Origin of the sequence: Agathobaculum desmolans ATCC 43058, from assembly GCF_000701665.1 — a bacterium.
Lineage (GTDB): Bacteria > Bacillota > Clostridia > Oscillospirales > Butyricicoccaceae > Agathobaculum > Agathobaculum desmolans.
This window is the reverse complement of record NZ_JNJN01000004.1, coordinates 46,591-72,430: the sequence shown is the minus strand read 5'-3', so window position 1 is coordinate 72,430 and position 25,840 is coordinate 46,591. Positions and strand designations below refer to the sequence as shown.

At 54.5% G+C, this 25,840-nt stretch carries 24 protein-coding genes, 4 tRNA genes and 1 other RNA gene; 11 read left to right on the top strand and 18 right to left on the bottom strand.

All coding sequences use genetic code 11. From position 1 onward, the window contains the following. Nucleotides 1-49: 49 nt before the first annotated feature. On the top strand, nt 50-1,144 hold the full coding sequence (locus tag T363_RS0102225; RefSeq protein ID WP_031472834.1) for a helix-turn-helix domain-containing protein: 1,095 nt from the start codon (nt 50-52) through the stop codon (nt 1,142-1,144). A 609-nt stretch (nt 1,145-1,753) separates the two neighbouring features. Here the strand turns inward: T363_RS0102225 and rplT are convergent. From rplT to infC, 3 genes are read right to left on the bottom strand one after another with little or no spacing between them, the layout of a single operon-like run. Further along, complete coding sequence (gene rplT, locus T363_RS0102215) at nt 1,754-2,107, bottom strand: 50S ribosomal protein L20 (RefSeq protein WP_031472832.1); 354 nt, start codon at nt 2,105-2,107, stop codon at nt 1,754-1,756. A 35-nt stretch (nt 2,108-2,142) separates the two neighbouring features. Further along, nucleotides 2,143-2,346, bottom strand: a complete 204-nt coding sequence (gene rpmI, locus T363_RS0102210; RefSeq protein WP_031472830.1) for a 50S ribosomal protein L35 — start codon at nt 2,344-2,346, stop codon at nt 2,143-2,145. A gap of 45 nt (nt 2,347-2,391) precedes the next feature. Further along, the gene (gene infC / locus T363_RS0102205; RefSeq protein WP_034971463.1) at nt 2,392-2,901 is read right to left on the bottom strand and encodes a translation initiation factor IF-3; all 510 of its coding nucleotides are present in this window, start codon (nt 2,899-2,901) and stop codon (nt 2,392-2,394) included. A 387-nt stretch (nt 2,902-3,288) separates the two neighbouring features. On the opposite strand from infC, the gene T363_RS0102200 reads away from it, so the two are divergent. The 3 genes from T363_RS0102200 (at nt 3,289) to T363_RS0102190 (ending at nt 4,814) form a co-directional block, all read left to right on the top strand. After that, nucleotides 3,289-3,564, top strand: coding sequence for a DUF1292 domain-containing protein (locus T363_RS0102200; RefSeq protein ID WP_031472826.1), 276 nt, complete (start codon nt 3,289-3,291; stop codon nt 3,562-3,564). 33 nt (nt 3,565-3,597) lie between these two features. Then, a non-coding RNA gene (ssrS, locus tag T363_RS15410) (6S RNA) lies at nt 3,598-3,791 on the top strand. Between the two features lie 384 nt (nt 3,792-4,175). Further along, the gene (locus T363_RS0102190; RefSeq protein ID WP_031472822.1) at nt 4,176-4,814 is read left to right on the top strand and encodes a type I phosphoribosyltransferase; all 639 of its coding nucleotides are present in this window, start codon (nt 4,176-4,178) and stop codon (nt 4,812-4,814) included. Nucleotides 4,815-4,962: 148 nt separating this feature from the next. Here T363_RS0102190 and T363_RS14930 read toward each other — a convergent pair whose 3' ends face one another. The 10 genes from T363_RS14930 to fba form a co-directional block, all read right to left on the bottom strand. After that, entirely contained in the window at nt 4,963-7,035 is a 2,073-nt protein-coding gene (locus T363_RS14930) for a sensor histidine kinase (protein WP_031472820.1), read from the bottom strand. Nucleotides 7,036-7,037: 2 nt separating this feature from the next. After that, nucleotides 7,038-7,733 carry a response regulator transcription factor gene (locus tag T363_RS0102180; RefSeq protein ID WP_031472818.1) on the bottom strand — a complete coding sequence of 232 codons (696 nt, stop codon included), beginning with the start codon at nt 7,731-7,733 and terminating at the stop codon, nt 7,038-7,040. A gap of 199 nt (nt 7,734-7,932) precedes the next feature. Continuing rightward, nucleotides 7,933-8,006: transfer RNA gene (locus T363_RS0102175), tRNA-Cys, on the bottom strand. A gap of 4 nt (nt 8,007-8,010) precedes the next feature. Then, a tRNA-Gly gene (locus tag T363_RS0102170) sits at nt 8,011-8,086 on the bottom strand. 73 nt (nt 8,087-8,159) lie between these two features. Next, a tRNA-Phe gene (locus T363_RS0102165) sits at nt 8,160-8,235 on the bottom strand. Nucleotides 8,236-8,267: 32 nt separating this feature from the next. Further along, a tRNA-Asp gene (locus T363_RS0102160) sits at nt 8,268-8,344 on the bottom strand. A gap of 84 nt (nt 8,345-8,428) precedes the next feature. After that, the gene (gene hslO / locus T363_RS0102155; protein WP_031472816.1) at nt 8,429-9,310 is read right to left on the bottom strand and encodes an Hsp33 family molecular chaperone HslO; all 882 of its coding nucleotides are present in this window, start codon (nt 9,308-9,310) and stop codon (nt 8,429-8,431) included. 3 nt (nt 9,311-9,313) lie between these two features. Then, nucleotides 9,314-10,054, bottom strand: a complete 741-nt coding sequence (locus tag T363_RS0102150) for a class I SAM-dependent DNA methyltransferase (protein ID WP_031472814.1) — start codon at nt 10,052-10,054, stop codon at nt 9,314-9,316. Then, complete coding sequence (locus T363_RS0102145) at nt 10,047-10,343, bottom strand: YerC/YecD family TrpR-related protein (RefSeq protein WP_031472812.1); 297 nt, start codon at nt 10,341-10,343, stop codon at nt 10,047-10,049. Before T363_RS0102145 ends, T363_RS0102150 begins: the two co-directional genes overlap by 8 nt. Before the next feature lie 441 nt (nt 10,344-10,784). Further along, nucleotides 10,785-11,753 (bottom strand): class II fructose-1,6-bisphosphate aldolase, encoded by a 969-nt coding sequence (gene fba / locus T363_RS0102140; RefSeq protein WP_031472810.1) that lies wholly within the window; start codon nt 11,751-11,753, stop codon nt 10,785-10,787. A gap of 246 nt (nt 11,754-11,999) precedes the next feature. Here fba and T363_RS0102135 point away from each other — a divergent pair, with 246 nt between their 5' ends. From T363_RS0102135 to T363_RS0102120, 4 genes are all read left to right on the top strand, one after another. Continuing rightward, complete coding sequence (locus T363_RS0102135) at nt 12,000-13,241, top strand: 6-phosphofructokinase (protein WP_031472808.1); 1,242 nt, start codon at nt 12,000-12,002, stop codon at nt 13,239-13,241. A gap of 95 nt (nt 13,242-13,336) precedes the next feature. Continuing rightward, complete coding sequence (locus tag T363_RS0102130; RefSeq protein ID WP_031472806.1) at nt 13,337-14,014, top strand: hypothetical protein; 678 nt, start codon at nt 13,337-13,339, stop codon at nt 14,012-14,014. Between the two features lie 176 nt (nt 14,015-14,190). Next, nucleotides 14,191-15,516 carry a replication-associated recombination protein A gene (locus T363_RS0102125; RefSeq protein WP_031472804.1) on the top strand — a complete coding sequence of 442 codons (1,326 nt, stop codon included), beginning with the start codon at nt 14,191-14,193 and terminating at the stop codon, nt 15,514-15,516. A 4-nt stretch (nt 15,517-15,520) separates the two neighbouring features. Beyond that, nucleotides 15,521-15,943, top strand: a complete 423-nt coding sequence (locus T363_RS0102120) for a hypothetical protein (protein WP_031472802.1) — start codon at nt 15,521-15,523, stop codon at nt 15,941-15,943. Between the two features lie 357 nt (nt 15,944-16,300). Here T363_RS0102120 and T363_RS0102115 read toward each other — a convergent pair whose 3' ends face one another. Next, nucleotides 16,301-18,388, bottom strand: a complete 2,088-nt coding sequence (locus T363_RS0102115) for a glutamine synthetase III family protein (protein ID WP_031472800.1) — start codon at nt 18,386-18,388, stop codon at nt 16,301-16,303. 477 nt (nt 18,389-18,865) lie between these two features. On the opposite strand from T363_RS0102115, the gene dapF reads away from it, so the two are divergent. From dapF to T363_RS14925, 3 genes are all read left to right on the top strand, one after another. Further along, nucleotides 18,866-19,711 (top strand): diaminopimelate epimerase, encoded by an 846-nt coding sequence (dapF, locus tag T363_RS0102110; RefSeq protein ID WP_322786169.1) that lies wholly within the window; start codon nt 18,866-18,868, stop codon nt 19,709-19,711. Then, on the top strand, nt 19,708-21,324 hold the full coding sequence (locus T363_RS0102105) for a CTP synthase (protein ID WP_031472796.1): 1,617 nt from the start codon (nt 19,708-19,710) through the stop codon (nt 21,322-21,324). The genes dapF and T363_RS0102105 overlap by 4 nt, the downstream gene beginning before the upstream one ends. A 93-nt stretch (nt 21,325-21,417) precedes the next feature. Further along, entirely contained in the window at nt 21,418-22,068 is a 651-nt protein-coding gene (locus T363_RS14925) for a ComF family protein (protein WP_051643032.1), read from the top strand. Between the two features lie 31 nt (nt 22,069-22,099). On the opposite strand, the gene T363_RS14920 is transcribed toward T363_RS14925, so the two are convergent. From T363_RS14920 to thrB, 4 genes are all read right to left on the bottom strand, one after another. Next, a complete protein-coding gene (locus tag T363_RS14920) occupies nt 22,100-23,233 on the bottom strand; it encodes a helix-turn-helix domain-containing protein (RefSeq protein WP_031472792.1) in 1,134 nt (377 codons plus the stop codon). A gap of 163 nt (nt 23,234-23,396) precedes the next feature. Continuing rightward, complete coding sequence (locus tag T363_RS0102090; RefSeq protein WP_031472790.1) at nt 23,397-23,585, bottom strand: hypothetical protein; 189 nt, start codon at nt 23,583-23,585, stop codon at nt 23,397-23,399. 93 nt (nt 23,586-23,678) lie between these two features. Further along, a complete protein-coding gene (locus T363_RS0102085; protein ID WP_031472788.1) occupies nt 23,679-24,887 on the bottom strand; it encodes an aspartate kinase in 1,209 nt (402 codons plus the stop codon). A gap of 50 nt (nt 24,888-24,937) precedes the next feature. Further along, nucleotides 24,938-25,828, bottom strand: coding sequence for a homoserine kinase (gene thrB, locus T363_RS0102080; protein WP_031472786.1), 891 nt, complete (start codon nt 25,826-25,828; stop codon nt 24,938-24,940). Nucleotides 25,829-25,840 lie beyond the last annotated feature (12 nt).

Below are 25,840 nucleotides of genomic sequence, written 5' to 3'. Positions count from 1 at the left end.
TTGTAAAAGGATCCTTTTTCGTTATCTATCCCCTGAAAGGACGATTTTTATGTCATTACAGATCGGACAAACCATTCTTGCCGCGCGCCGTGCAAAAGGGCTGACACAGGAAGCGCTTGCCGGCATGATCGGCGTTACCGCCGCGGCTGTCAGCAAGTGGGAAACCGCTTCAAGCTATCCGGATATCACGCTGCTGCCACCGCTCGCGCGCGCCCTCGGCCTGACGACCGATGAACTTCTCGCTTTTCAGACCGCACCAACCGCCGAAGAGCTGCGCATTCTCTCCGACCGGCTGCGCTGCATTTTTGACGAACAAGGCTTTGATGCCGGCTGTACTGCCGCCGATGACTTGCTGCGCGAGTATCCTACCTGCGGTTCGCTCAAACTCACCGTCGGCAGCCTATACTACCACTATATTGCGTCTGCGCTCAATAATGCAGCAGATGCCACACAAACCGCCGAAGACATCTCCATCCGCTGTCTCTCACTGTTCGAGCAGGGCGAGCAGCAGTGTACGGAAACCGGCGAAAAATTGATGGCCAAGAGCCTGCGCATCAATATGCTCACCATGCTCGGGCGATATGAGGAAGCCGAGGCGCTGATCGACAGTTTGCCGCAAAAACTAATTGTCGATCCTGAGCAGCTGCGGCTGGGGCTGCATCTGGCACAGGATCGGTTGGAGGAAGCCGCCCAGCTTGCGCACCGCGCCCTGCTGACCCATCTCGGTGAAACTTCCACCGCACTGATGAGCCTGACCACCGTATCCCGTCGCTGCGGGGATTTTGCCGCCGCGCATCTCTACGTACAAACCTATCGCGCATTGGATGCCCTGTTCGGCACGGACTCCTCCAACGGCTTGCTGCTCGAAATCATGCTTGCACAGGACGAACACGATAACGCGCGCACCCTAGACCTGTTCGAACAGTATATCGAAGCCCAACTCAGCCGCACGCTGAACTATTGCGACAATCCCTACTTTTCTGATGTGCAGACACAGGTGCCCAGCGCAAACGAGCTGAACGAAATGCGTCAGTTAACTCTGCGCGCCATCGAGGAGGACGAACGCTACGACCCGATCCGGCAGGAACCACGGTTCCAAGCCGCGCTCAACCGGTTGAAGACCGCCATCTCTTCCGGACGATAAAAAAGACGCCCGAAACGGAAAACCGTTTCGGGCGTTACCCTTTGATAAGACGTCTTTTCATATTCAGAATGGAACTCCCCTATATTTTTTGGGAAATAAATATAAAAAAACCACGCGGCTGCACGTTACCTGCTGCAAGCCCTGCGTGGACATTTCCATTAGCGTTTTTACTTATCGCTATGCGTCTCATGCTCCTCACCGAAGATCAAATCATCAATATCCGGCCGGTCGGGCTTCTGCGGGATTTTCAACTGTCTGATCATGTTGCCACCTCCTTTTCCCTAATATATTCTATGTTATAGTATAGCAGATCATACACAAAAATCAAATAAAATTCTTGTAAAGTAACAAAAATGTTACATTTAGCCCACCATTACTCCCCGATGAAAAAACGCCCGCAAAAGCGGGCGTTTGAGACTGTCAAAAAAATCTTCGCACAGTAGTGCGCATCAAATAGAAAATTGCAGAAAGCTGCAATTTTTTTAAAAACCCGCGACATGTGCGTGGGTTTTTATACAAGACGACTGCGAATTGTGCCCATAGGGCGCGATTCGCAGTCTAAAACGCCCGCAAAAGCGAGCGTTTTAATCGTTCCTATGCAGATAACGCTTAGAGCGCAGCCTTGGCCTTCTCAGCCAGAGCCGCAAACGCAGCCTTATCGTTTACCGCCAGATCCGCAAGCATCTTGCGGTTCAGGTCGATGCCGGCCTTCTTCAGACCGTTCATGAAGCGGCTGTAGTTCATATCGCAGGTCTTGGCAGCAGCCGAGATGCGGGTGATCCACAGGCGGCGGAAGTCACGCTTCTTCTGCTTGCGGCCGATATAAGCGTACTTCAGGCTCTTCATGACAGCCTGATTGGCTACACGGTAATGGGTAGACTTGGCACCCCAGTAGCCCTTGGCACGCCCCAGAATCTTCTTTCTTCTTTTGCGCGTCATCATTGCGCCCTTAACTCTTGCCATTGTGTTTGCCTCCTATATGAAAGATGTGTTTTTACTTACTTGTACGGCAGCAGACGCTTGAGCTGCGCTACGTTGGTCTGGTCGGCGAAGCCTTCCTTGCGGAGGTGGCGCTTAAGCTTGGTCGTCTTTCCATGGCCGTTGAGCAGGTGGCGCTTGCCTACATGGCCGCGCTTGAACTTACCGTTCTTGGTAACGGAAAATCTCTTCTTTGCACCGCTGTGCGTTTTAATCTTAGGCATAAGGGTTTGCTCCTCTCTGAATTTACGCGACGGACGCGCTTTTGTTTACTTATCCTTGACGGGCGCCAGGAACATAAGCATCTGACGTCCTTCGAGCTTGGGCTGCTTTTCCACCGTGCTGCATTCCGCGCACAGCTCCGCGAAGCGATGGAGCAGTTCCTGACCGAGCGACGCATGTGTGACCTCGCGGCCGCGGAAGCGGACCGAGACCTTGACCTTGTCGCCGTCCTTTAAGAAGCGGCAGGCGTTTTTAACCTTAGTGTTCAGGTCGCCGATATCGATATTCGGGGTCAGGCGAATCTCTTTGATCTCCACGACGCGCTGATTTTTACGCGCTTCCTTTTCGCGCTTGGCCTGCTCGAAACGGAATTTACCGTAATCCATGATTTTGCATACAGGCGGCTTGGCCTGCGGGGCGATCTTGACCAGATCCATACCCTTTTCCACGGCGATATCCTGCGCCCGCTGGATCGGAACGATACCAAGCTGTTCGCCGCTGTCGCTGATCAGGCGGACTTCCTTATCGCGGATCTCTTCATTGATCTGATGTTCCATGCTGCTGATTGGTAAGCACCTCCAAACGGATGATAGGTTAAGACAAAAAGAAAAAGGACCGATCAAAAGCGACCGTCCTCCCATACATAAAACCGCAAAGCCGCACAAAACGACCCTGTGCTTTATTGACCCGTTCGCCTGTTTGCTGCGGGTGAGGACACTGCCTTCTTCCTTGTTACCTAAGATAGGATATCAGATTGGCAGGCAAAAGTCAAGGCTTTATTTCCGGATTTTTTACTGGTATGATAGTCAGCATGGAACGCATACTATGGCTGTGAGCCTTCTGCAAATAGGGCTTTACAAACCGAATATGATTTGTTATGCTTAAAACAGAAAGCGGGATATCCTCCCCGCTGTCAAACCGAATCATAAGGAGGTGCCGGCGCCATGAGCGAGGAATACGGCAACGATTTTGTTACCCTGATCGATGAGGACGGCAACGAAGTGGAATTCGAACACATCGATACGGTGGAATATGAAGGTACGACCTATCTTGCCTTTATCCCGGCAGAGCTTGCCGTTGAGGAAGATGCCGAGGTCGTGATCATGCAGATCGTCATGGAAGACGGCGAAGAAATGCTGGAAGCGGTTGAAGACGATGAGATCGCCGATGCGGTTTTCGCCATCGTAATGGAGCGTGCCGAGGCAGAAGAAGAGGAGTAATCTCTCCCGCCGGTGCACGGCACAGGCAAGGCAAAATCCCTGCCCTGTACGACAGCAGTCTTTTTTTAACCCACATTTTTAGTACGGGATTTCGGAAAGTTTTGGTATCGAGCCGCAGGCCTCCCGGGTATACACGGATGTTGGAAGCGCAGACATACCAAACAGAAAACCCACCTGCCCATTCGTGCAGGTTACTAATTGGGCTGCATCGGCAGGGCGGGGCTTTATTTTCATATCTTAAATGCATTTTTCGACAGTCTCTCGATCGAAACCACGCTTTCGATCGAATTTGCGACTGCCGAATCGCGCCTTTCAGGCACAATTCTCCGTCGTCTTGTGTAAAAACCCACGCACATGTCGCGGGTTTTTATAAAAATTGCAGCAGGCTGCAATTTTTTATTTGATGCGCGCTGCCGCGCGTGTTGCTTACGTTTAATAGCAAAATACTTTTCCGACAGACTGAGGCGATCCAAACGGATCGCTTTTTCTTTTGCTGCCGCACACTGCCCCGCCCACACAACCGATCGGTTGTTCCTGTTTGTTTTTTATTGTGCCGCAGCGCCCCTTGGTATATAATAGGAACAAATAAACAAGCGAAAGGTGGTTTGGCCATGCAGCAGCCGATCCGTATCACGTCCCGTGTCAACCAACAGCTTTACGCCAATGCGATCCCGGGACACTTTGCCACAAACCATTCGCATATCAATTATTATATTGATATGTCCGAAATCAAACACAACATGAACATGGCGCTGGAAGCCGCGCGCAGCATCGCCTTCCATCTTTCTTCCGTCAGTGTGGACACCCTGATGTGCATGGAAGGAACCGAATATATCGGCGCTTATCTGGCACGCGAGCTGTCAACCGCAGGCCTCAGCAGCATGAACGGCAACAAATCCATCTATCTGGTCGAACCGGACAGCAACGTCAACGGTCAGTTTGTCTTTGCGGACAATCTGCGCCCCATGATCGAGCACCGCAACGTGCTCATTCTGGTCAATACCGCTTCGACCGGCCAAACCCTCTCGCAGGCGCGCGAATGCGTTGAATACTACGGCGGCCGTGCCGCCGGCTATGCCGCGCTGTTCTCCAACCTGTCCGAATTGGGCGGCAAGCCTGTCATCCGGCTATTTTCCGGCGAGGATTTCCCCCACTATCAAAACTTTATCCGGGGGCAAAATTGTCCTGCATGCGCCGCCGGTCTGCGTCTGGACGCCATTGTCTCCCCGCGCGGCTATACCAAGCTGTAACCGACGCAGATGGGTGCTGTACTTCCATACCGTTACACCCTAACAGCTCATACACATCCGGCACCATATTCCTAAAACACAAAAACCGAGGCACAAGTCCTCGGTTTTGTGTTTTTGATAACAAACGATTCTTTCGGTTACGCGATCTTCACGCATACCGGTCAAAGCGGATACGCACCTTGAACAGATCGCCGTCCACATCGACCGACAGCGTACCGCCGCAGGCCGTTACATAGCTTTTGGCGATCGCCAGCCCCAATCCGCTGCCCTCGGTCGACCGCGCCGCGTCGCCGCGGGTAAAGCGCTCGGTAATCGTATCCGCATCGAAATCCATCGCATAGTTGGCAATGTTTTTCAGCTCGATCTCCACACCGCCTTCCCGCTCCCGCACGGATACAAACACGCGGGTTCCCTGCATGGCATATTTCAAGCAGTTGCCGATCAGGTTTTCCATCACGCGGGACATTTTGCGTCCATCCGCCCAGATGGGCAGCTCCTGCTCCGGAATATCCACGCGCAGTGTCAAGTGCCCCTGTTCGATCGCCCGATTCTGCTCCCCCAGCGCCTGCCGCACCAGCGTACAGGCATCCAGCCGTTCGCAGATCATCTGTTCCGCCCCGGACTGCACCTTGGAAATGTCAAACAGGTCGCTCGTCAGGTTTTTCAGGCGCATCCCCTTCTGGTGGATGATCTTGGCGTAATCATTCGCCTCCTCCGGCGTCAGGTGCTCCTGACAGAGCAGGTCGGAATAGTTCAGAATCGAGGTCAGCGGCGTTTTGAGGTCGTGGCTGACATTGGTAATCAGCTCGCTCTTCATGCGTTCGGCACGGATCTCGTTCTGTAAGGCTGCCTGCATCCCATCGCCCAGCGAATTGATATCCTCCGCCATAGACGCGAGCACCCCCACCGGCATATCGGTCAGCTTGTAGGTCAGCTCGCCCGCACGCAGGCGTTTCAGACCCTCTACGATGCGGTCAAACCCCTGCACCCGCTTGAGCACAAATCCTGCGGCGGCAATAAACCATGCGACACCAAGCAAAAATGCAAGCAGACCTTCTCCGTAATCCATCATCGCGCCGAACATGGTCGCACAGAACGCCAGCACAGCCGTATAGCCCAACAGAAGCAGCGCCACATTGCGCACCTTGTAATCCCGGAACAGGCCGCTTGCCACAGCATCCCGTGCCTGTCCGATCGCCCGCCCCAACTTGCGGAGCAGCTCCCAGCACCATTTCGCCGCGCGTACCGCCATCTTCCAGCACCACTTGCCCGCCCGCAAAATGAACGAGCGCTGCACAAACGAGTGATTTTTCAGGTTGCGTGTCAGGGACAAAATCAGCTCCATCACAAGCGCAAACGCGCACACCAGCAGCGCGGTCAGCGGATACAGTACCGCCTGCAGCGCCATGCCGTCGCGCATAAACACTTCGTCCAGCACCACAAAAATCACCGCCGCCGTACCGACCGCCGTGCCTGCAATCAGCGCCAGATTGCACTCAGCAAACATCCGGTCAATCAGCACCATATAGACTTCCTCGTCCTCCGCACGGCGTCCGGTGACAAACAGCAGATAGATAAAGGCCGACAGCGCCAGCAGGAACAGTACGATCACGCGCATCAGCGCGTCGTTAAACCGATCGCGCCCTTCTTCCCATACTGCGCGCAGCTCGTTTGCCTGCGCGTCGGTCATGCGCAGCAGGATGCAGTCGCCCGGCTGCAGCGCCGCGCGCCGCGCTGCGGCCGCGGCCTCCATCTCCTCACTGCCCCAGTATCCCTCATAGTTCGCGTCCCAGTTGGACAGCAGGTAATCGTCATAAAAAGTGATATTTCCTTCCCAGTCGCCCGGCTTGAGCAGCAGGTAAAACGCTGATTCCCGCACCTCTGTCTCTGTCAGATCCGCGTTTTTCAGCACTCTGTCTCCCAGCTTGGCATAGTAATCGCCGCGGAAATTGTCCTCCATCAGCTGAGCCAGCTCTTTTTCGCTGTGATTGCCCACCAGCGCGCTGTCCAGCAGCATTGCACCCGCGCTGAATCCGCGGTTGAGCATCTGGGAATTTTCAAAGCGGGATTCCAGCATATATATCTGATCCCCGCGCTCATTGGCTTCGTCCAGAAACCAGCCGAATGTATTTCCGGCTGTCAGCGCCGCCATGGCCACGCACACCAGGCACAGCGCAAAAGCCAGCCCCTTCAAAATGGGCGACCGCACCACTTTTTTCATACTTACTCGCTCCTCTCTATCTTATAACCCACGCCCCATACAACCTTGAGATAGCGCGGCTCCTTCGGGTTGATCTCGATCTTTTCACGGATGTGACGGACATGCACCGCAATCGCGTTATCCGACACGATCTCATCATTCCACACCTGCCGGTAAATCTCCTCAGTCGAGAACACCCGACCCGGATGACGGCACAGCAGCTCAAGGATCTTGTATTCCAGCGGTGTCATGCGCACCGTCTCGCCATCCACCGTAACCGTTTTGCTCTCGGTATCCAACACCAGCCCGCGGATGGCAATCTGTTTTTCCGTCACCTGCATCGCACCCAGCTGCGTATACCGCCGCAGCTGGCTTTTGACCCGCGCAACCAGCTCGGACGGGTTAAATGGCTTGGTAATATAGTCGTCCGCGCCCGCCGTCAGCCCAAGAATTTTATCCGCATCCTCGCTCTTGGCCGAAATCAGAATGATCGGGATATTTTTGCTTTCCCGCACCTTCAGCAGCGTTTTAATGCCGTCCATCTCCGGCATCATGATATCCAGCAACAGCAGATGCACAGTCTGCGTCATCACGATATCAAGCGCCTCCAGCCCATTGTAGGCCTTGACAACGGCATAACCGTCCGCCTGCAGGAAAATGGCGATACTGTCCACGATCTCCCGGTCGTCATCCACCACCAATACCTTTAATTGCTCCATGGCGTCCCCCTCCTCTATGGTTCTATCCTATCAAAGCTTTCTGTTGATTTTCACTATAAATTTCTTAAGATTTTCTTATGCTTTCCCCAGCGGTTTTATCGTAGCAAAAAACCGGCACACAGGCAAGCATCACCGCGCAGCTATACACTCTTTCTGTTTTTGCAGGTAAAACAAAAAGCACTCCGTATGGAGTGCTTCATGGAGGTACCACCCAGAATCGAACTGGGGATCAGGGAGTTGCAGTCCCACGCCTTACCGCTTGGCTATGGTACCAAAATGGAGCGGCTGACGAGGCTCGAACTCGCTACCTCCACCTTGGCAAGGTGGCGCTCTACCAGATGAGCTACAGCCGCATATGAAATTAGGATTGCATACCGCAATACAATATAATTTTTCAAATTGCACCATATGGTGCAATTTGAAAAATGGTGCCTCCGATCGGAATCGAACCAATGACACGGGGATTTTCAGTCCCCTGCTCTACCGACTGAGCTACAGAGGCAAATTTTCTTCCATTGTTTCCAATGAAAGAAATGGCGACCCGGATGGGACTTGAACCCACGGCCTCCAGCGTGACAGGCTGGCGCTCTAACCAACTGAGCTACCGGGCCAAACCGTTGCCGCCGTACTCATCAGCGGCAAGATTGATTATATCGAAGTTTCAGTGAAATGTCAACAGTTTTTTCGTAAGTTTTTTATTTTTCTGCCTGCGCTAACAACTGCTGTAATTCTTCACGGGTAAACGTATAAATCTTATCACAAAACTGGCAGGTCACTTCACTAACTTCCTGCTCTTCCGCCATTTTCGAAAGTTCCTTTTTCCCCATGCTGATCAGTGCACGCTCCACCTTATCCCGGCTGCATGCACAGCGGTAGCCGATCGGGTCGGTCTGCAGAAAATCGACGGCAAAGCCCTCCAGTACAGTCTGCACGATCTGCTCCAAAGTCATCCCCTGCTCCAGCATCGTGGTCATCGGCGCAATATCCGCCAAATTGGCTTCCAGCCGATCGATATCAGCATCCTTTACGCCGGGCATGAGCTGCACCAGCCAGCCGCCGGCCGCTTTGATCGTGCGGTCCGTGTCCACCAGCACCCCCAGCGCACAGGCTGAGGGGATCTGCTCGCTTTCTGCAAAATAACGTGTCAGGTCTTCTGCGATCTCACCGTTGACCAGTGCGACGGTGCCGGTTACCGGATCTTTCATGCCAATATCCTTGATGACCATCAGGTAGCCGCGGCCCACGCCCGCACCTACGGCAAGCTTACCGTCCGCCCGCAGCGGCAGATCCGCCGCAGGATCCTGCAAATAGCCACGCACATAACCATCCGCATCGCCTACGCAGACAATCGTCCCAAGCGGCCCGTTGCCCTTGATCTGTACGGTTACGGAGCCGTCCTCAATTTTCAGCTGGCTGCCCATGATCGCTGTTGCCGTCAACGTACGGCCCAGTGCCGCGGCAGCCAGCGGACTTGCATGGTGGATCTGCCGCGCACGCTCGACCAGACCGGTCGTGACCGCGGCAGAGATCTGAATGCCCGCATCACGGGCAATCGCGCGAAGTATCATATCGCTCATCGTTTAATCTCGCTTTCGTGCTGTAAAATAAATGCGATCCTCCCCGCCCTGAACGGGCGCAAAGGACTGATCCCCATAGGTTCTGATTTCGGTAAAGCCGGCTTTCTCCAGCATCCCCATCAGCTCCGCCAGGGAATAAATGCGTTCCTCATGGGTTTCCTGCGCACGCGACCACTGTGCCCCGCTGCGCTCAAAAATATCAAACTGATAGGCGCATAATGCCCCCTCTACCGCCGCCTGCCACACACAGAATACATCCTCATCCTCACGGACAAAGCTTTCCCCATCGATCCGGGCAAACTTTTCCGGGGTATTGATGTCAAAAACAAAAAGACCGGTCTTCGGCTCCAAAAACAGGTATACGCGCTCAAACGCACGCTGCAATGCTGCCGGATCGGTCACATAATTGACGCTGTCCAGACAGCACAAGCACACATCCACTGTGCCGTACAAATCGAGCTCCTCCATCCGCTGGTGGAGAAACAGCGGCCGCGGTTCGCAGTCCATCGTGTTGTTCATCGCCTGCATCAGCATTTCGGGCGATGCGTCCACACCGATCATCTCATACCCGCGGTCTGCCAGCAGCTTAGTCAAGCTCCCCGTCCCGCAGGCCAGATCCAAAATCAGCGCAGGCGCGACCGATTCCCGGGCAAACAGCCGCTCGAAAAAAGAGGCCCACGCCGCGTACCCCACATCCTCGGTGAATCGGTCGTAATAAGCGGACAGGGTTTGATAACTATTCATTTTCTTCCTTCAGGCGGTCCAGCATCCGGCGGTATCCGTCCGAACCGTATACCAGACACTTATTCACGCGGCTGATTGTGGCCGTTGAGGCGCCGGTCTCCTGCACGATATCGCTGTAAATGCGTCCTTCATCCAGCATCCGAGCCACCTGAAACCGCTGCACCATTGCGCGCAGCTCGGCAATCGTACACAGATCTTCAAAAAAGTCGTAGCACTCTTCCACGGTTTGCAGTTTTAAAATACCGCGAAACAGGATATCCATATCTTCGTCCTTTAATTTTCGGTTCATGGTCATTCCCTCCCACTTCCAATTTTCCTGTTATGATGATAGTATTATAGCACACCGCTTTTATAGTGTAAAGCACGAAATAACCATACCCATTGCCGCAAGCCTAATGTCAGCATTTGATTTCTGCGGCACAGAAAAAAGGCTGCGTTGATACGCAGCCTTCAGTCTGTCGAAAAAGTATTTTGTTATGAAGCGTGAGCAATACGCGCAGCAGCGCGCATCAAATAGAAAATTGCAGTAAACTGCAATTTTCATAAAAACCCGCGACATGTGCGTGGGTTTTTATACAAGACGACGGAGAATTGTGCCCGAAGGGCGCGATTCGCAGTCGCAGATTCGATCGAAAGCGTGGTTTCGATCGAGAGACTGTTCGAAAAACGAAGTTTTTCGAACAGTCTCAAAAAGGCTGCGTTGATACGCAGCCTTTTTTGAAAGCAAAACTTAAGCCTTGCCGTCCGAACCGAGCACGTTGACGATCTTGTGCGCGACCATTTCCTTGACAGCCTGACGGGCGGGCTTGAGGTACTGACGCGGATCGAAGTGATCCGGATGCTCCGCCATGTGCTTGCGGATCATCGCGGTCATCGCCAGACGGATGTCGGAGTCGATGTTGATCTTGCAGACAGCGAGCTGCGCCGCGTGACGCAGTTCCTCTTCCGGAATGCCGATGGCATCCGGCATCTGACCGCCGTAGGTGTTTACGATCTTAACCATATCCTGCGGTACAGAGGAAGAGCCGTGCAGTACGATCGGGAAGCCCGGCAGACGCTTGATGCACTCCTCGAGCACGTCAAAGCGCAGCGGAGGCGGAACGAGGATGCCTTCCTCATTGCGGGTGCACTGCTCGGGGGTGAACTTGTAAGCGCCGTGGGAAGTGCCGATTGCGATCGCCAGCGAGTCACAGCCGGTGCGGGAAACGAATTCCTCTACCTCTTCCGGATGGGTGTAGCTTTCCTTGCCGGCTTCTACGACAACTTCGTCCTCTACGCCGGCCAGCGTGCCCAGCTCAGCCTCAACAACAGCGCCGTGCGCATGGGCATACTCAACAACCTGCTTGGTCAGCGCAACGTTCTCCTCGAACGGCTTGGAAGAAGCGTCGATCATAACGGAGGTAAAGCCGCCGTCGATGCAGGACTTGCAAAGCTCGAAGGAATCGCCGTGATCCAGATGCAGAGCGATCGGGATATCCGGGTAATTCTCAACCGCAGCCTGTACCATGTGCACCAGATACTTATGGTTTGCATAAGCACGGGCGCCCTTGGATACCTGCAGCACAACCGGGCTCTTGAGCTCGCCGGCTGCTTCGGTGATGCCCTGAACGATCTCCATGTTGTTCACGTTGAAAGCACCGACTGCGTAGCCGCCGTCATAAGCCTTCTTGAACATCTCGGTTGTAGTTACTAATGGCATGGTTTGACTTCCTTTCCTTACTTAAAATTGATAAAGAATTCTACGCTTATTTTATCAGTTTGTTCGTCCAAAATCAAGTGCATCGTAAAAATTGCATGTTTTTTTTGCAAAAGCAGTCATCAAACTGTTCTGCTGTCAAAATATTCGGTTTTCCATTGATTTTGTGTGCATTTTATGCTAACATTATATTGCAAGAAAATGCAGCGGAAAACCCTGTGTTTTAATTTGTTAGGAGGTTTATCTATTATGAGTGAACTCAAAGGCGCTTGCGTCATCGGCCAGTCGGGCGGCCCGACTTCGGTCATCAACTCTTCTGTCCTCGGTGCGCTGGAGACTGCGCTGGACAATCCGTCCATTACCCGTGTTTTCGGCATGGCTCACGGCATCAAGGGTCTGCTGAACGACGAGCTGTACGACATCGATCAGGAAGACCGCGACGAGCTGGCGCTGCTGCGCTACACCCCGTCCTCCGCACTCGGCTCCTGCCGCTACAAGCTGGCTGATCCCGATGTGGATGATACCGACTACAAGCGTATCCTCGAGATCTTCAAGAAGTACGATATCCGCTACTTCTTCTACAACGGCGGCAACGATTCCATGGATACCTGCAACAAGGTTTCCAAGTATATGATGAAGTCGGGTTACGAGTGCCGCGTAATGGGCATTCCGAAGACCATCGACAACGACCTGTTCGGCACCGACCACTGCCCGGGCTTTGCTTCTGCTGCAAAGTATATCGCCACCTCCTGCATGGAAATCTATCAGGATGCGCGCGTATATGACACCGGCATGGTCTGCGTGGTAGAGATCATGGGCCGTCATGCCGGCTGGCTGGCCGGCGCTGCCGGTCTGGCTACCGCAATGGGTGCGGGTCCTGATCTGGTTTACCTGCCGGAGACCGACTTCGATATGCAGAAGTTCCTTGCGGATGTAAAGCGCATTTACGACGAAAAGGGCAACTGCCTTGTTGCCGTTTCCGAGGGCATCCATTACGCGGACGGCTCCTTCGTATCCGAAGCTAAGACCTCTGCGACCGACGGCTTCGGCCACGCACAGCTCGGCGGTCTGGCTTCCATGCTGGCAGACACCGTGAAGAACGAGCTGGGCTGCAAGGTGCGCGGCATTGAGCTGAGCCTGCTGCAGCGCTGCGCGGCACACTGTGCTTCCAAGACCGACGTGGACGAGTCCTATATGTCCGGCAAGGCTGCGGTCGAAAACGCAGTTGCCGGCAAGACCGACTTCATGCCCGGCTTCAAGTGCACCCGCGACGAGAACGGCTACAAGTGCGAAATCGAGCTGCTGCCGCTGAGCCAGGTTGCCAACACCGAGAAAAAGGTGCCGCGCGACTGGATCAACGAAGAAGGCAACGGCGTAAACGAAAAGTTTATCGAGTACGCAATGCCGCTGATCAACGGCGAGAACGTAGGCCCCAAGGTGAACGGCCTGCCGCGCTTTGCCAACCTCAAGAAGATCAAGGCGGAAGCGTAAAACAAAAATACGCGCTCTGCTGCGCGAAACAATGCCGAAAACAGGCGGAGCCGCAAGGCTCTGCCTGTTTTTATTTTCAAGGGGAGGGAACCTATATGGCCAAACGCTATGTTACGCCTCTGCTTGTCTCCTTATCAGTGGTTGTATGGCTGGCTGCCAGCCTGTATCTGACTGAAGTTTCCGTCCGGTATGACGACGCCGTCCTTTCCAATTCCTACTATTTTTGGTTTTACGCGCCGGCGGTGCTGATCGCAGGCTGCCTGAACAGCGGCAGAGCCGCGCCGCGCAAGCCGTCCCGCATGGGCGATGTGCTGATCTTTTTTGTTTTTACAGGGCTTGCTTTCCTGCTTTTTTATCAGCCGGGCGGGCTGCGGCAGCTGCCCTATCTGCTGTATGTCTGGTGGCTTGCCTTGCTGCTCCTTTTGCTGCTGCTTGCAGCGCTGTACCGGCACATCCCATGCCGCCATCCTAAAAAGAAGCAGCGAACACAGACTCCTCTGCATGGGGCAACCACTGTGGTAGTGGTGCTGTATCTCTCCATAGTGCTTGTCACTGCGCTCTATCTTGCCGTGCTGCATCCCGTCAGCGTGGAGCAAATCACGCCCATCGGCGAAGCCGAGGGAGGCCACTTCATCGGCCACATCAACGGCGACCAGTCTGAGACCCCGCTCGGCATCTACTTTTTCGCAGATCAGGATGCCGACCGCTGGTATTACTACGATGTGCTGACCGGCGCGCCGGTTGATTACTGCGATCCACTCACACCCGATTGAGGCTTTTATCAAAGCCTCAATTTTTTGCAGTAATTTTCCTTGTCGCATATCGAAATAACCGAAAAGATCACCATGTGCGCAGCCGCTCCCTCTACTGCGAAAGCGCTTTTCCCGTCTTGCAGGAACATTTGTTCGGTGATATAATGAAATCACAGCACACAAAGGAGGTGCGCACCATGGAACAGCAGACCCTGTTCGGCGGCGCCGACAGCCGCCCTCTTGCGGCGCGGCTGCGTCCGCAGACGCTCGATGAATTTGTCGGCCAGACCCACCTGCTCAGTCAGGGCAAGGTACTGCGCCGTCTGATCGAAAACGACCGGATCTCCTCCATGATCTTCTGGGGTCCGCCCGGCGTGGGCAAAACCACGCTTGCACGCATTATTGCAAACCAGACTAAGGCTTCCTTCATCGATTTTTCCGCCGTTACGAGCGGCATCAAGGAGATCCGGCAGGTCATGCAGCAGGCAGAGGATAACCGCCGCTTCGGCGAGCGCACGATCGTATTTGTGGACGAGATCCACCGCTTCAACAAAGCGCAGCAGGATGCCTTCCTTCCTTTTGTCGAAAAGGGCAGCATCATCCTGATCGGGGCAACAACAGAAAATCCGTCCTTCGAAGTCAACAGCGCCCTTTTATCGCGCTGCAAGGTATTTGTTTTGCAGGCGCTGACCACCGGCGACCTCACCGTTCTGCTCTCCCGCGCGCTCACCAACCCGCGCGGTTTTGGCGGGCAGAGCATTGTCATTTCCTCCGAAATGCTCGAAGCAATCGCCGGTTTTGCAAACGGCGATGCGCGCAGCGCACTTTCCACGCTGGAAATGGTCGTCCTCAATGGAGATACGGACGGGGATACTGTCACTGTCTCCCCGGAGACCCTTGCGCAATGCATTTCAAAAAAGTCTCTGCTGTATGACAAATCCGGCGAGGAGCACTATAACCTGATCTCCGCCCTGCACAAAAGCATGCGCAACTCCGACCCGGATGCGGCGGTCTACTGGCTCGCCCGCATGCTGGAAGCCGGAGAAGACCCGCTTTATATCGCACGGCGCGTTATCCGCTTTGCCAGCGAAGATGTCGGCATGGCGGATTCCCGCGCACTTGAGGTCGCGGTGGCTGCCTATCAGGCCTGCCACTTTATCGGCATGCCGGAGTGCTCGGTCCATCTGACGCATGCCGTGGTCTATTTGTCGCTCGCCCCCAAGTCAAACGCCTTATATCTGGCCTACGAACGTGCCAAAAAGGATGCGCTCACCCATCTGTCCGAACCCGTGCCGCTTGTCATCCGCAACGCGCCCACCCGCCTGATGAAAGAGCTGGAGTACGGAAAGGGCTATCAATATGCTCACGATACTGCCGATAAGCTGACCAACATGCAGTGTCTGCCCGATTCCCTCGCGGGTCAGACGTACTACCGCCCTACGGAACAGGGTCTTGAAGCCAAATACAAGGCGCGGCTCGAACAAATCAAGGCTTGGAAACAACAGCACAAAAATAGGGAGTGATACGATGTGCCCCAATAACGAAAGCTTATCCCATGCGCTGGAACATTTGCTGGAAAACCTCGCCCCCGCTGAAATCGTTCCCAACGCAGATCCCTCTGCCCCCATCGTCTGTGACAGTTTTACCGATTGGAAACGTCTGCTGGCCGAACAGCTCCACACCGCACAGACCTTTGAAATTCACTGCTGGGCTGACGAGGCGAACGAGATCCGGCTGGCGCTGCAATATGGCACACGCAAGGACACCGGCTGGCAATACGGCACGGTCATTGCCGGCCCCGTTACACCGGCTTTCATACAGATGCTGCTTGCTCTGCCGCAGCCAAGCGGCACACAAGCTGATACCAAAAGAACGCCGTTTTTTTCCATTTTTCTGGATAACGGCTTCAGTGCATCACATTACGGCACAGAAATATATAAACAACTATAAAAACTCCCTTTTGGGCGGCTCCATAAAACAGTATAAAAATGTTTTCGGAAAACGGCGCAGCTTCGGCTATGCTGTTTCTCTACCTTGCAGGTCGTTCCATAAAAACGAATGCATATCTCTTAACTATTCAGAAAAATAAAGCATGTGAATGAAAAACCGCGGATACTGACCTATCCTTTGCTACACCAAACTGATCTATCCGTTTATCCTGAACAAGTCCAAATGGTAACATGGGGGGCGATGTGCCCACGCCCCCTACCGGAAAGCACCAAGGCGTGTATCTCCCGAACCGGAGATACACGCCTTTGATGCATGCACCCTTATGCACACCAGGGATCCCCGTGTGTACGGATACCGTTATACGTAAAACAGGATATCCGAATACGTTGGGAAAGGCCAATACTTTTTCCCCACCAACGTTTCCAACTGATCGGCCGGTGCACGCACCGCATCCATCGCCGGCAGGATCACATCATGATAATAATTGACGATCTCCTGCACCTTACCCGCCGGTGTATGGTTCAGCACCTGCTCAAGCGCCTCGTTATTGCGGTACAGCGTCTCGGTTTTATCAGAAACCTCGGACAGCAGCCCGGACTCCATGCCGCCTGCAATGCCAGCCTCTTTTTTGCGCAGCACGGTCTCGGCCAAATCATGCTGGAAGCTGATGCACGCGGGCAGTATCTCCTCGCGCACCATATCGATCATGGTCAGCGCTTCGATCCGCAGCGTCTTGTAATACTCCTCCAGAAGCGCTTCCTCACGCGATTCCATCTCGATGCGTGTATATACGCCGTGACGGGTGAACAGCTCCACATTGTGCGCATCCGTATAGTGGGGCAGCGCCTCCGCTGTGGACTTCAGATTGTGCAGACCGCGCTTTTCCGCCTCCGCGATCCACGCATCGTCGTAGCCGTTACCGTTGAAGATAATACGCTTATGCGCCTTGACCTCGCGTCGGATCAAATCGATCAGCGCCGCACGGAAATCCGCAGCACCTTCCAGTTCATCGGCAAACTGGCGCAGCTCCTCTGCCACCGCCGTGTTGATCATAATATTCGGACAGGCGATATTGAGCGCCGACCCCAGCATGCGGAACTCAAACTTATTGCCCGTAAAGGCAAACGGCGAGGTGCGGTTGCGGTCCGTCGTATCCTTCGGGATATCCGGCAGCGCGGATACGCCCAGTCCCATCTTGGTCTTGACCATTTCGGTATAATCCGTTTCGGCTTCGATCGCATCCAAAATGGCCTGCAGCTCATCTCCGATAAACATGGAAACGATTGCCGGCGGCGCTTCGTTCGCCCCCAAACGGTGATCGTTGCCCGCCGTTGCAACCGAAATGCGCAGCAGATCCTGATACTCGTCGACCGCCTTGATCACCGCAGTCAAAAACAGCAGAAACTGTGCATTTTCCGAAGGCGTCTTGCCCGGCTCCAGCAGGTTTTCGCCGTCATCGGTGGAAAGCGACCAGTTGTTGTGCTTGCCTGAACCATTGACACCATCAAACGGTTTTTCGTGCAGCAGGCAGATAAAGCCGTGTTTCTGTGCCACACGCTTCATCACTTCCATGGTCAGTTGGTTATGATCGCTGGCGATGTTCACCGTAGTAAACACCGGCGCCATTTCATGCTGGCAGGGCGCAACCTCGTTATGCTTGGTTTTGGAAAAAATGCCGAACTTCCACAGCTCTTCATCCAGCTCCGCCATAAACGCCGCCACACGCGGACGGATCGAACCAAAGTAATGGTCTTCCATCTCCTGCCCTTTGGGCGGCTTTGCGCCAAACAGGGTGCGGCCGGTAAAAATCAGATCCTTACGCTTGGCATAATCCTCTTTCTCGATCAGGAAATACTCCTGTTCAGGGCCGACAGTTGCCGTTACGCGACGCACATCCTTACCGAACAGTTTAAGCACACGGCAGGCCTGTGCACTGACCGCCTCCATCGAACGCAGCAGTGGTGTCTTTTTATCCAGAATTTCACCGGTAAACGAACAGAATGCCGTCGGGATATACAGCGAGCCGTCCTTGACGAACGCATAGCTCGTCGGGTCCCACGCAGTATAACCGCGCGCCTCAAAAGTCGCGCGCAGACCGCCGGAAGGAAAGGAGGAAGCATCCGGCTCGCCCTTGATCAGCTCCTTACCGGAAAATTCCATCATCACGCCGCCGTCATCGGTCGGCGAAATAAACGAGTCGTGTTTTTCTGCGGTAATGCCGGTCATCGGTTGGAACCAGTGCGTGTAATGGGTCGCTCCCTTGGATACCGCCCAGTCCTTCATCGCAGTCGCCACAACGGCAGCCACATCCGCATCGATCGCCGTACCCTCGCGCATGGTTTTCTTCAGCTTGCGGTACACGTCCTTGGGAAGACGTTCCTTCATCACCGTCTCGTTAAAGACCATGCTGCCGAACAGTGCAGGAACATTCTTTGCTGTGCTCATGGATGGTTCGCTCCTTACTCTTATGTCAATTTTAATAGCAAACGAACATTATAAACAAAACAGGCGCTGCGGGTCGTGTTCCCACAGCGCCTTGCTGTTACACCTTGCATTATAACCATCCGCCTTTTCTTTGTCAAGTCTCCTGCCGTCCGCTTTACCGTTTTTCCTTGCATTTGGTGCAACCTCATGAATTTATCCCGCTGTTATGCCCGTAAATCTATACACTTTGCAGGAATATACGGCAATTCCCCGCCCGCTCCCACTGTACCCCGCACGACACCGGCCGGAAAGACATCGGCTTTGTGCGATACCGCCCAAAACACACCACCCGGATCTGACAAAATTTTTCCCCTTTTTTTCAAAAGAGTAGCGCATTTCCCGCAGAAATATGATATACTATCTGAAGTATGAGCGCCGGCTTTGCATTTCAGCCCGCTCATATCCATTTTTATTCCATACTCCAAGGAGGGAACCCGTGTGAAGCTGTCCTTCACCAAGATGCACGGCTGCGGTAACAGCTACATCTATTTCAACTGTTTCGAACAGCCGGTACCCGATCCCGGACCGCTCTCCGTCCGGCTGAGCGAACCGCATTTCGGCATCGGCGGCGACGGCATCATCCTGATCTCCCCTTCCGATAAGGCGGATGCGCAGATGCGTATTTTCAACGCCGACGGATCGGAGGGTAAAATGTGCGGCAACGGCATCCGCTGCGTTGGAAAATACCTGTATGACAACGGCATGGTCGGCGACCGTACCACCATCACCGTCGATACCCTTTCCGGTGTCAAAACGTTGGTGCTTACCGCCGAAAACGGCAAAATGCTGTCTGCCCGTGTGGATATGGGACCTGCGATCCTCACTCCGCACGACATTCCGGTCCTGCTTGCAGGCGATACTGTGATCGGCGCACCGCTCGTGATCGACGAACGGGTCTATCACATCACCTGTGTTTCCATGGGCAATCCGCACTGTGTGATCTTCCTGAACGAAGATATTGAAACGCTCGATCTGGAGCGGCTCGGCCCCAAGTTCGAGCATAACGCGTTGTTCCCTGAACGGGTCAACACCGAATTTGTCAATACGCTGCCGGATGGCAGTTTGAAAATGCGCGTTTGGGAGCGTGGCTCCGGCGAAACCTGGGCCTGCGGCACCGGCGCCTGCGCCGTGGGCGTTGCCGCTGTGCTGACCGGCCGCGCAGAAAAAAACCAAGACATCACCGTTCATCTGCGCGGCGGCGACCTGACCGTGCGCTACACCGAAGCAACCGTGTTCATGACAGGCGCGGCCACGACCGTATTCAAGGGGGAAATCGAACTATGACAAAATACATTTTCGTTACCGGCGGCGTTGTCTCCGGTTTGGGCAAGGGCATCACTGCCGCATCGCTCGGCCGCCTACTGAAAAGCCGCGGCCTGAAGATTGCTGCGCAGAAGCTTGATCCTTATATCAATGTGGATCCGGGCACAATGAGCCCGTTCCAGCACGGCGAGGTTTATGTAACCGACGATGGCGCGGAAACCGACCTTGACCTTGGCCACTACGAACGATTTATCGACGAAGACCTGAACAAATTCTCCAACCTCACCACCGGCAAGGTATATTGGAATGTGCTGAACAAGGAACGTGCCGGCGAATATCTGGGTGAAACCGTGCAGGTCATCCCGCATATCACCAACGAGATCAAGTCCTTCATCTATTCGGTCGGTAAAAAGACCTCGGCGGATGTGGTCATCACCGAAATCGGCGGAACCACCGGCGATATCGAATCCCAGCCCTTCCTTGAGGCGATCCGTCAGGTTGCCGCTGAAGTCGGCCGCCGCAACTGTCTGTTTATCCATGTCACGCTGGTGCCCTATATCTCCGGCTCGAACGAACCGAAGAGCAAGCCCACCCAGCATTCCGTCAAGGAGCTGCGCGGTCTGGGCATTTCCCCGGACATTATCGTTGCCCGTGTTGACCAGCCGCTCGATGATGACATCAAGCGCAAGATTTCGATGTTCTGCACCGTCCAGCCGGACTGCGTGATTGAAAACCGCACCCTTCCGGTGCTGTATCAGGCGCCGATGATGCTAGAGGAGAGCCATCTGTCCGACATCGTCTGCCGCGAGCTGTCCATCGGCGCACCCAAGGGCGATATGAGCGAGTGGATCGCCATGCTGGAGCGCATCTCCGCCCGCAAGGATCATGTCAAAATCGCGTTGGTCGGCAAATACGTCAAGCTGCACGATGCCTACCTCTCGGTAGCAGAAGCGCTTCAGCACGGCGGCTACGAAACCGGCTGCTTTGTTGATATCGAGTGGGTGGATTCCGAGGAAATCAACGAATCCACGGCGGACAAGCTGCTCGGTGAGGTAGACGGCATCATCCTGCCCGGCGGCTTCGGCCCCCGCGGTGTGGAAGGCATGATCTGCGCTGCCAACTATGCCCGCACACAGGGCATCCCCTATTTTGGCATCTGCCTTGGTATGCAAATTGCTGTGATGAGCTACGCACGCAACGTGCTCGGCTTTGAAGATGCCAATTCCTCCGAATTTGATGCGGACTCCGCCCATCCGGTCATCGACCTAATGGAAAGCCAGCAGGGTGTTTCCAAAAAGGGCGGCACCATGCGTCTGGGCGCATATCCGTGCAAGATCCGTCCGGATACCATTATGGCAGCGGCTTACGGTGCTGAAATGATCTCCGAACGTCACCGCCACCGCTACGAGTTCAACAACACCTTCCGCGAGCAGATCGAAGCGAACGGCATGGTTATCTCGGGCACCTCGCCCACCGGCGAGCTGGTGGAAACGGTCGAGATCCCGACCCACCCGTTCTACATCGGCGTACAGTTCCATCCGGAGTTCAAGTCCCGTCCCAACCGCGCACATCCGCTGTTCAAGGCCTTTGTTGCCGCAGCACGCACCCGCAGCCAGACGCATACCGGCAAGTAACAAGGTTTCTGCCTGTACACGCGCGTTTTATTCACACTGTTCCCAAAACGGTCGCACCCGCGGCCGTTTTGTGTTTCGAAAGGGGTTTCAGAAATGGGGATTCTGTTTACGCGAAGCTGTGTGCTCTGCGGCATACCGCTGGATGCGGAGTGCGGATGCAAAGCCATGCTCTGCGCGGCATGTGCAGAGGAGGTACGCACCCGCTACCGGCTGCACCATCCTATCAGCATACCGGATGCCGACGGCGCCGCTGCTGCTCTGTATTATACCGGGACCGTCCGCAAAGCGATGCAGCAGTTCAAATTTCAGCACAAGCAGCACTATGCCGACTGGTTTTCCGCACAAATACTGCCCATACTGGCAGAACATCTGGATGACTGGCATCCTGACCTGATCACGTATATGCCGATCGGCTTTGTCCATCTGCACAAGCGCGGCTACAATCAGGCAGAACTGCTCGCTAAGCCGATTGCCGCTGCCTTCGGCCTTCCCTGTCGGGCGACGCTGCGCAAACGAGCGTTCACCCCCAAGCAATCCACCCGAAAAGATGCGGCTGCGCGGCAGCAAAACGCCGCCCGGGCACTGCTGCCGCTGGCAAACACCGATATACAGAATAAATCAGTCGTGCTGATCGACGATATTATCACCACAGGCGCGACTGCGTCCGCCGCCGTCAAACTGCTGCGTGACATAGGAGCGGCGCGGGTGTATGTGCTGGCCGCAGCCTTTACCCCGCACAAATAGGAAAAGCGTCCCGGATGGGACGCTTTTTTCATCAGGAAATCGGCCATTCTTGTACTCTTCCAGAGGTATCCGTGATCTGTACCGCCAAAGTTACCTGATCGCGCGTTACGGCTGCTTCCCAATCTATGTCTCCATAAAAATAGACCTGACCATATTCTTCATCAAATACCTGCTCCGTCAGTTGACAGCTTTCCAATATTTTGTCATCCTGCCGCAAAAGCACTTCACACCGCTCCGGTTCATACGGAAATCCGCCGTCCACATTGGTATTAGTATGAGAAACGCGGCATGACAATCGTCCTTTCACAGTGGTCGTTTGGTCTGTGGAAGTAATACCATTCCCATCCACCCATGCGGCATCCATCTGCAGGCTGAATTCCTCACGCAGGCCGTCCAGCTTTTCCAGCGGCAGCGTGCGTACGGCATCGGTTTCCCGATCGATCAGCATCAGCACCACATCCATACTATCCTTCAGTGGGATCTCGGTTTCCGCACAATAACCGCCCTCCTTCTGCCATACGGCATCGCAGGTCCATTGCTCACCCGCGCTGCGCATGATAAACTTCGCCCGTTCCGCATCCGGACGCGCATTTGCCGGATACGCAGACAACGAGATCTGCAAAAATTGCTTGTATGGATCGTTAGGATGTGTTTTCAGCTGATATACCACGTCATAGTCCGTCAAGCCATCCCCATCTGCTGTGCCGCTTTGCGGCACAGCGGAAGAATCCCTATTCTGTGCGCTGATCTGCGCCACTTGCGATGCCAAATTGCCAACCTGCGCCTGCATCGCCCGCATCCAAACAAGGGCATAAAGATTTCCCAGCACGCTCACTGCGATCAGCACCGCCACCACAATCACAAACCACTTGGTGTTCTTCGTCAGCGCCGGCGCGTAAGAAACCTTCAGCCCCTCCGCCGTGATTTTCACATCGGCCGGTGCTTCCTCCGCTTTGTCAGGCAGCGCCTCCTCCTGCCGCAGCAGCGTATCCACCGACACGCCGAACAGCCGGCTCAGCTCTACCAGATTGTCCATCGTCGGCACCGCCTGATCAGCTTCCCATTTACTTACCGCCTGTCGGGAAAGGCCGAGTGCTTCGCCCAGCGCTTCCTGACTCATTCCCTTTTCACGCCGCAGCGCTGCGATTTTTTGTCCGGTCGTCATTTTGCCGCACCTCCTTTGCTGCTTCCAGTGTGCTGTATTTTTACCCAAAACGCCACCAACCGGACGTTTCCTTTTGTCAACCAGCGGTTGCATTCTCCTATTTCGATAAAAAAAGCCCCGAAAACGGGGCTTTTACGCAAATGTACAGTGAGCAGCAGATTGATTATTCCACGCCCTCATCTTCCCCGTCGTGACGGGTATTCTGGGCGTATTCCGGACATTTTGCCTTTGCTTCCTCTTCCGTCGCGTAAGGGCAGGCACGCACGCGCCCTTCGGTTTCTGAAAAGGCAACGCACATTTTATCCTCGGCCGCAGCGAAACGACGGCGGAACAGACACCACAACTTCTTCATGATACAGGACTTCCTTTCGAATGGATTGACAATATTATAACAAACTGCAAAGTCCCTGTCAATAAAGATCGTTACGAAATTATCAAATAATCATCAGTCGCCGAAGAACTCCTCATGGATCGCGCGAACCGCCTTATCACTGTCCTCCTCGTTGATCAGCACGGAGATCTTGATCTCCGAGGTCGAGATCATGCGGATATTGATGCCCGCCATGGCCAATGCTTCAAACATTTTGGAAGCCACACCGGCCGAAGACGCCATGCCCGCGCCCACGATGGACACCTTTGCTACGTTGGTATTGATCGAAACATCCTCATAGCCCAGCATTTCCGCATTATCCTGCAAAATCTCCGCCACACGCTCTGCATCGTCCTGCGGGATCGTGAACGAAATCGACTTTTTGTTATCACGGCCGACCGACTGCAGGATGATATCGATATTGACATTGTGCTTTGCCATCAACGAAAACACCTTAAACGCCGTGCCCGGGGTATCGTCAACATTGATGATGGCAACACGCGCGCAGTTATTATCACGGGCTACACCCGAAACATTCAATTTTTCCATGTGAGAACCCTCCTTGACTTTGGTACCCGGATTGCGGGTAAAGCTCGAAACGACCTCAAGGTCGACATTATACTTCTTGGCCATTTCGACCGAACGGTTGTGCAGCACCTGTGCACCGAGCGAAGCCAGCTCCAACATCTCGTCGTAGGTGATTGCATCCAGCTTGTGCGCACGCGGCACCAGACGCGGGTCTGCCGTATACACGCCGTCCACATCGGTATAGATCTGGCACAGGTCAGCGCCCAGCGTAGCTGCGATTGCCACTGCTGTCGTATCCGATCCGCCGCGCCCCAGCGTTGTCACATCGCCCATTTTATTCAGGCCCTGAAAACCCGCCACAATACAGATCTTACCGTTATCCAGCTCCGCACGCAGGCGCTCCGAAGAAAGCCGCTTAATACGCGCATCCGAGTAATTGCTGTTGGTTTCCAAACCGATCTGCCAGCCGGTCAGCGAAACGACCGAAAAGCCCAGCTTTTGAATCGCCATCGCCAGCAGCGACATGGAGATCATCTCGCCCGTGTTGAGCAGCACATCCATCTCCCGCTTGGACGGATGGTCGTTCAGCTCCGCCGCCTTGGCAATCAGATCGTCAGTCGTATCGCCCTGCGCGGATACCACCACAACCACCTGATTGCCGGCCTGCGCCGTTTTGGTCACAATATCCGCAACATTTCTCACACGCTCAGCATTGGCCACCGAAGTGCCGCCGAATTTCTGTACAATAAGACTCATACTGATTTCGTTTCCTCCTTATATCGCCAACCGCACCCTGCGGCTCTGCATCATATGTATTTGACCGTTGCACCGACCTCGTCACAGCGCAGTTGTACAGCCTTCCAATGCGGATACTGCTCCGCGCAGAGCGCCTGTGCTCGCGCCAGATAATCCCGGTCACCCTTATAGACCATTGCCACGATCGAAGGGCCAGCACCTGAGATAAAAGCACCCAGTGCGCCCAGCGCTTTGGCTTCCCGCACGATATCCTCGCCGTTTTCGATCAAACCGAACCGGTACGGCTGGTGCAGGCAGTCACCAGTTGCCACATCCAGATTTTCGAGGCGGCCCGTCGTCAGGCTGCCGGCCAGCAGTGCCGCCCGTGCCAGATTGAACACCGCATCACGATGGTCGATCGTTTTCGGCAGCGCCGCACGCGCCTTTTCGGTCGACAGCTTAAAATCCGGAATGAACACCACAAAATCGATCGCACTGTGCACCGGCACGCGCACCTGATGCACATGGCCGTTCTCCAGCAGCGCCACACAAAAGCCGCCGAGGATCGCCGGGGTAGAATTATCCGGATGACCCTCGATCGTCGCTGCGAGATCGATCACAGCCTGCCGGTCAAGCGGCTCGCCCAGCAGCGCGTTCGCACCCATAATACCTGCTACCGTGCAGGCAGAAGAGGAACCGAGGCCGCGTGTCTGCGGGATCGCACAATCCTCCACGATCTTCAAACCGGAAAGCGGCCGTCCGCACTCATCATAAACACGCTTTGCACACTGGTAAATCAGGTTGCGCGCATCCTTCGGCACAAACTGTCCGTTTTTATCCGAAATATCAATATGATCGCTTTCCTCCAGATCGATCACATTGTACAGCTCCAACGCAATGCCGATGCTGTCATAACCCGAACCCATGTTAGCGCTTGTTGCCGGAACCGTCACACGAACCATTGTCTTTCCTCC

Excerpts from the sequence above, each read along its gene's own strand:
- T363_RS0102225 (WP_031472834.1), top strand. The coding sequence starts at position 50 with ATGTCATTACAGATCGGACAAACCATTCTTGCCGCGCGCCGTGCAAAA.
- rplT (WP_031472832.1), bottom strand. The coding sequence starts at position 2,107 with ATGGCAAGAGTTAAGGGCGCAATGATGACGCGCAAAAGAAGAAAGAAG.
- rpmI (WP_031472830.1), bottom strand. The coding sequence starts at position 2,346 with ATGCCTAAGATTAAAACGCACAGCGGTGCAAAGAAGAGATTTTCCGTT.
- infC (WP_034971463.1), bottom strand. The coding sequence starts at position 2,901 with ATGGAACATCAGATCAATGAAGAGATCCGCGATAAGGAAGTCCGCCTG.
- T363_RS0102200 (WP_031472826.1), top strand. The coding sequence starts at position 3,289 with ATGAGCGAGGAATACGGCAACGATTTTGTTACCCTGATCGATGAGGAC.
- T363_RS0102190 (WP_031472822.1), top strand. The coding sequence starts at position 4,176 with ATGCAGCAGCCGATCCGTATCACGTCCCGTGTCAACCAACAGCTTTAC.
- T363_RS14930 (WP_031472820.1), bottom strand. The coding sequence starts at position 7,035 with ATGAAAAAAGTGGTGCGGTCGCCCATTTTGAAGGGGCTGGCTTTTGCG.
- T363_RS0102180 (WP_031472818.1), bottom strand. The coding sequence starts at position 7,733 with ATGGAGCAATTAAAGGTATTGGTGGTGGATGACGACCGGGAGATCGTG.
- hslO (WP_031472816.1), bottom strand. The coding sequence starts at position 9,310 with ATGAGCGATATGATACTTCGCGCGATTGCCCGTGATGCGGGCATTCAG.
- T363_RS0102150 (WP_031472814.1), bottom strand. The coding sequence starts at position 10,054 with ATGAATAGTTATCAAACCCTGTCCGCTTATTACGACCGATTCACCGAG.
- T363_RS0102145 (WP_031472812.1), bottom strand. The coding sequence starts at position 10,343 with ATGAACCGAAAATTAAAGGACGAAGATATGGATATCCTGTTTCGCGGT.
- fba (WP_031472810.1), bottom strand. The coding sequence starts at position 11,753 with ATGCCATTAGTAACTACAACCGAGATGTTCAAGAAGGCTTATGACGGC.
- T363_RS0102135 (WP_031472808.1), top strand. The coding sequence starts at position 12,000 with ATGAGTGAACTCAAAGGCGCTTGCGTCATCGGCCAGTCGGGCGGCCCG.
- T363_RS0102130 (WP_031472806.1), top strand. The coding sequence starts at position 13,337 with ATGGCCAAACGCTATGTTACGCCTCTGCTTGTCTCCTTATCAGTGGTT.
- T363_RS0102125 (WP_031472804.1), top strand. The coding sequence starts at position 14,191 with ATGGAACAGCAGACCCTGTTCGGCGGCGCCGACAGCCGCCCTCTTGCG.
- T363_RS0102120 (WP_031472802.1), top strand. The coding sequence starts at position 15,521 with ATGTGCCCCAATAACGAAAGCTTATCCCATGCGCTGGAACATTTGCTG.
- T363_RS0102115 (WP_031472800.1), bottom strand. The coding sequence starts at position 18,388 with ATGAGCACAGCAAAGAATGTTCCTGCACTGTTCGGCAGCATGGTCTTT.
- T363_RS0102105 (WP_031472796.1), top strand. The coding sequence starts at position 19,708 with ATGACAAAATACATTTTCGTTACCGGCGGCGTTGTCTCCGGTTTGGGC.
- T363_RS14925 (WP_051643032.1), top strand. The coding sequence starts at position 21,418 with ATGGGGATTCTGTTTACGCGAAGCTGTGTGCTCTGCGGCATACCGCTG.
- T363_RS14920 (WP_031472792.1), bottom strand. The coding sequence starts at position 23,233 with ATGACGACCGGACAAAAAATCGCAGCGCTGCGGCGTGAAAAGGGAATG.
- T363_RS0102090 (WP_031472790.1), bottom strand. The coding sequence starts at position 23,585 with ATGAAGAAGTTGTGGTGTCTGTTCCGCCGTCGTTTCGCTGCGGCCGAG.
- T363_RS0102085 (WP_031472788.1), bottom strand. The coding sequence starts at position 24,887 with ATGAGTCTTATTGTACAGAAATTCGGCGGCACTTCGGTGGCCAATGCT.
- thrB (WP_031472786.1), bottom strand. The coding sequence starts at position 25,828 with ATGGTTCGTGTGACGGTTCCGGCAACAAGCGCTAACATGGGTTCGGGT.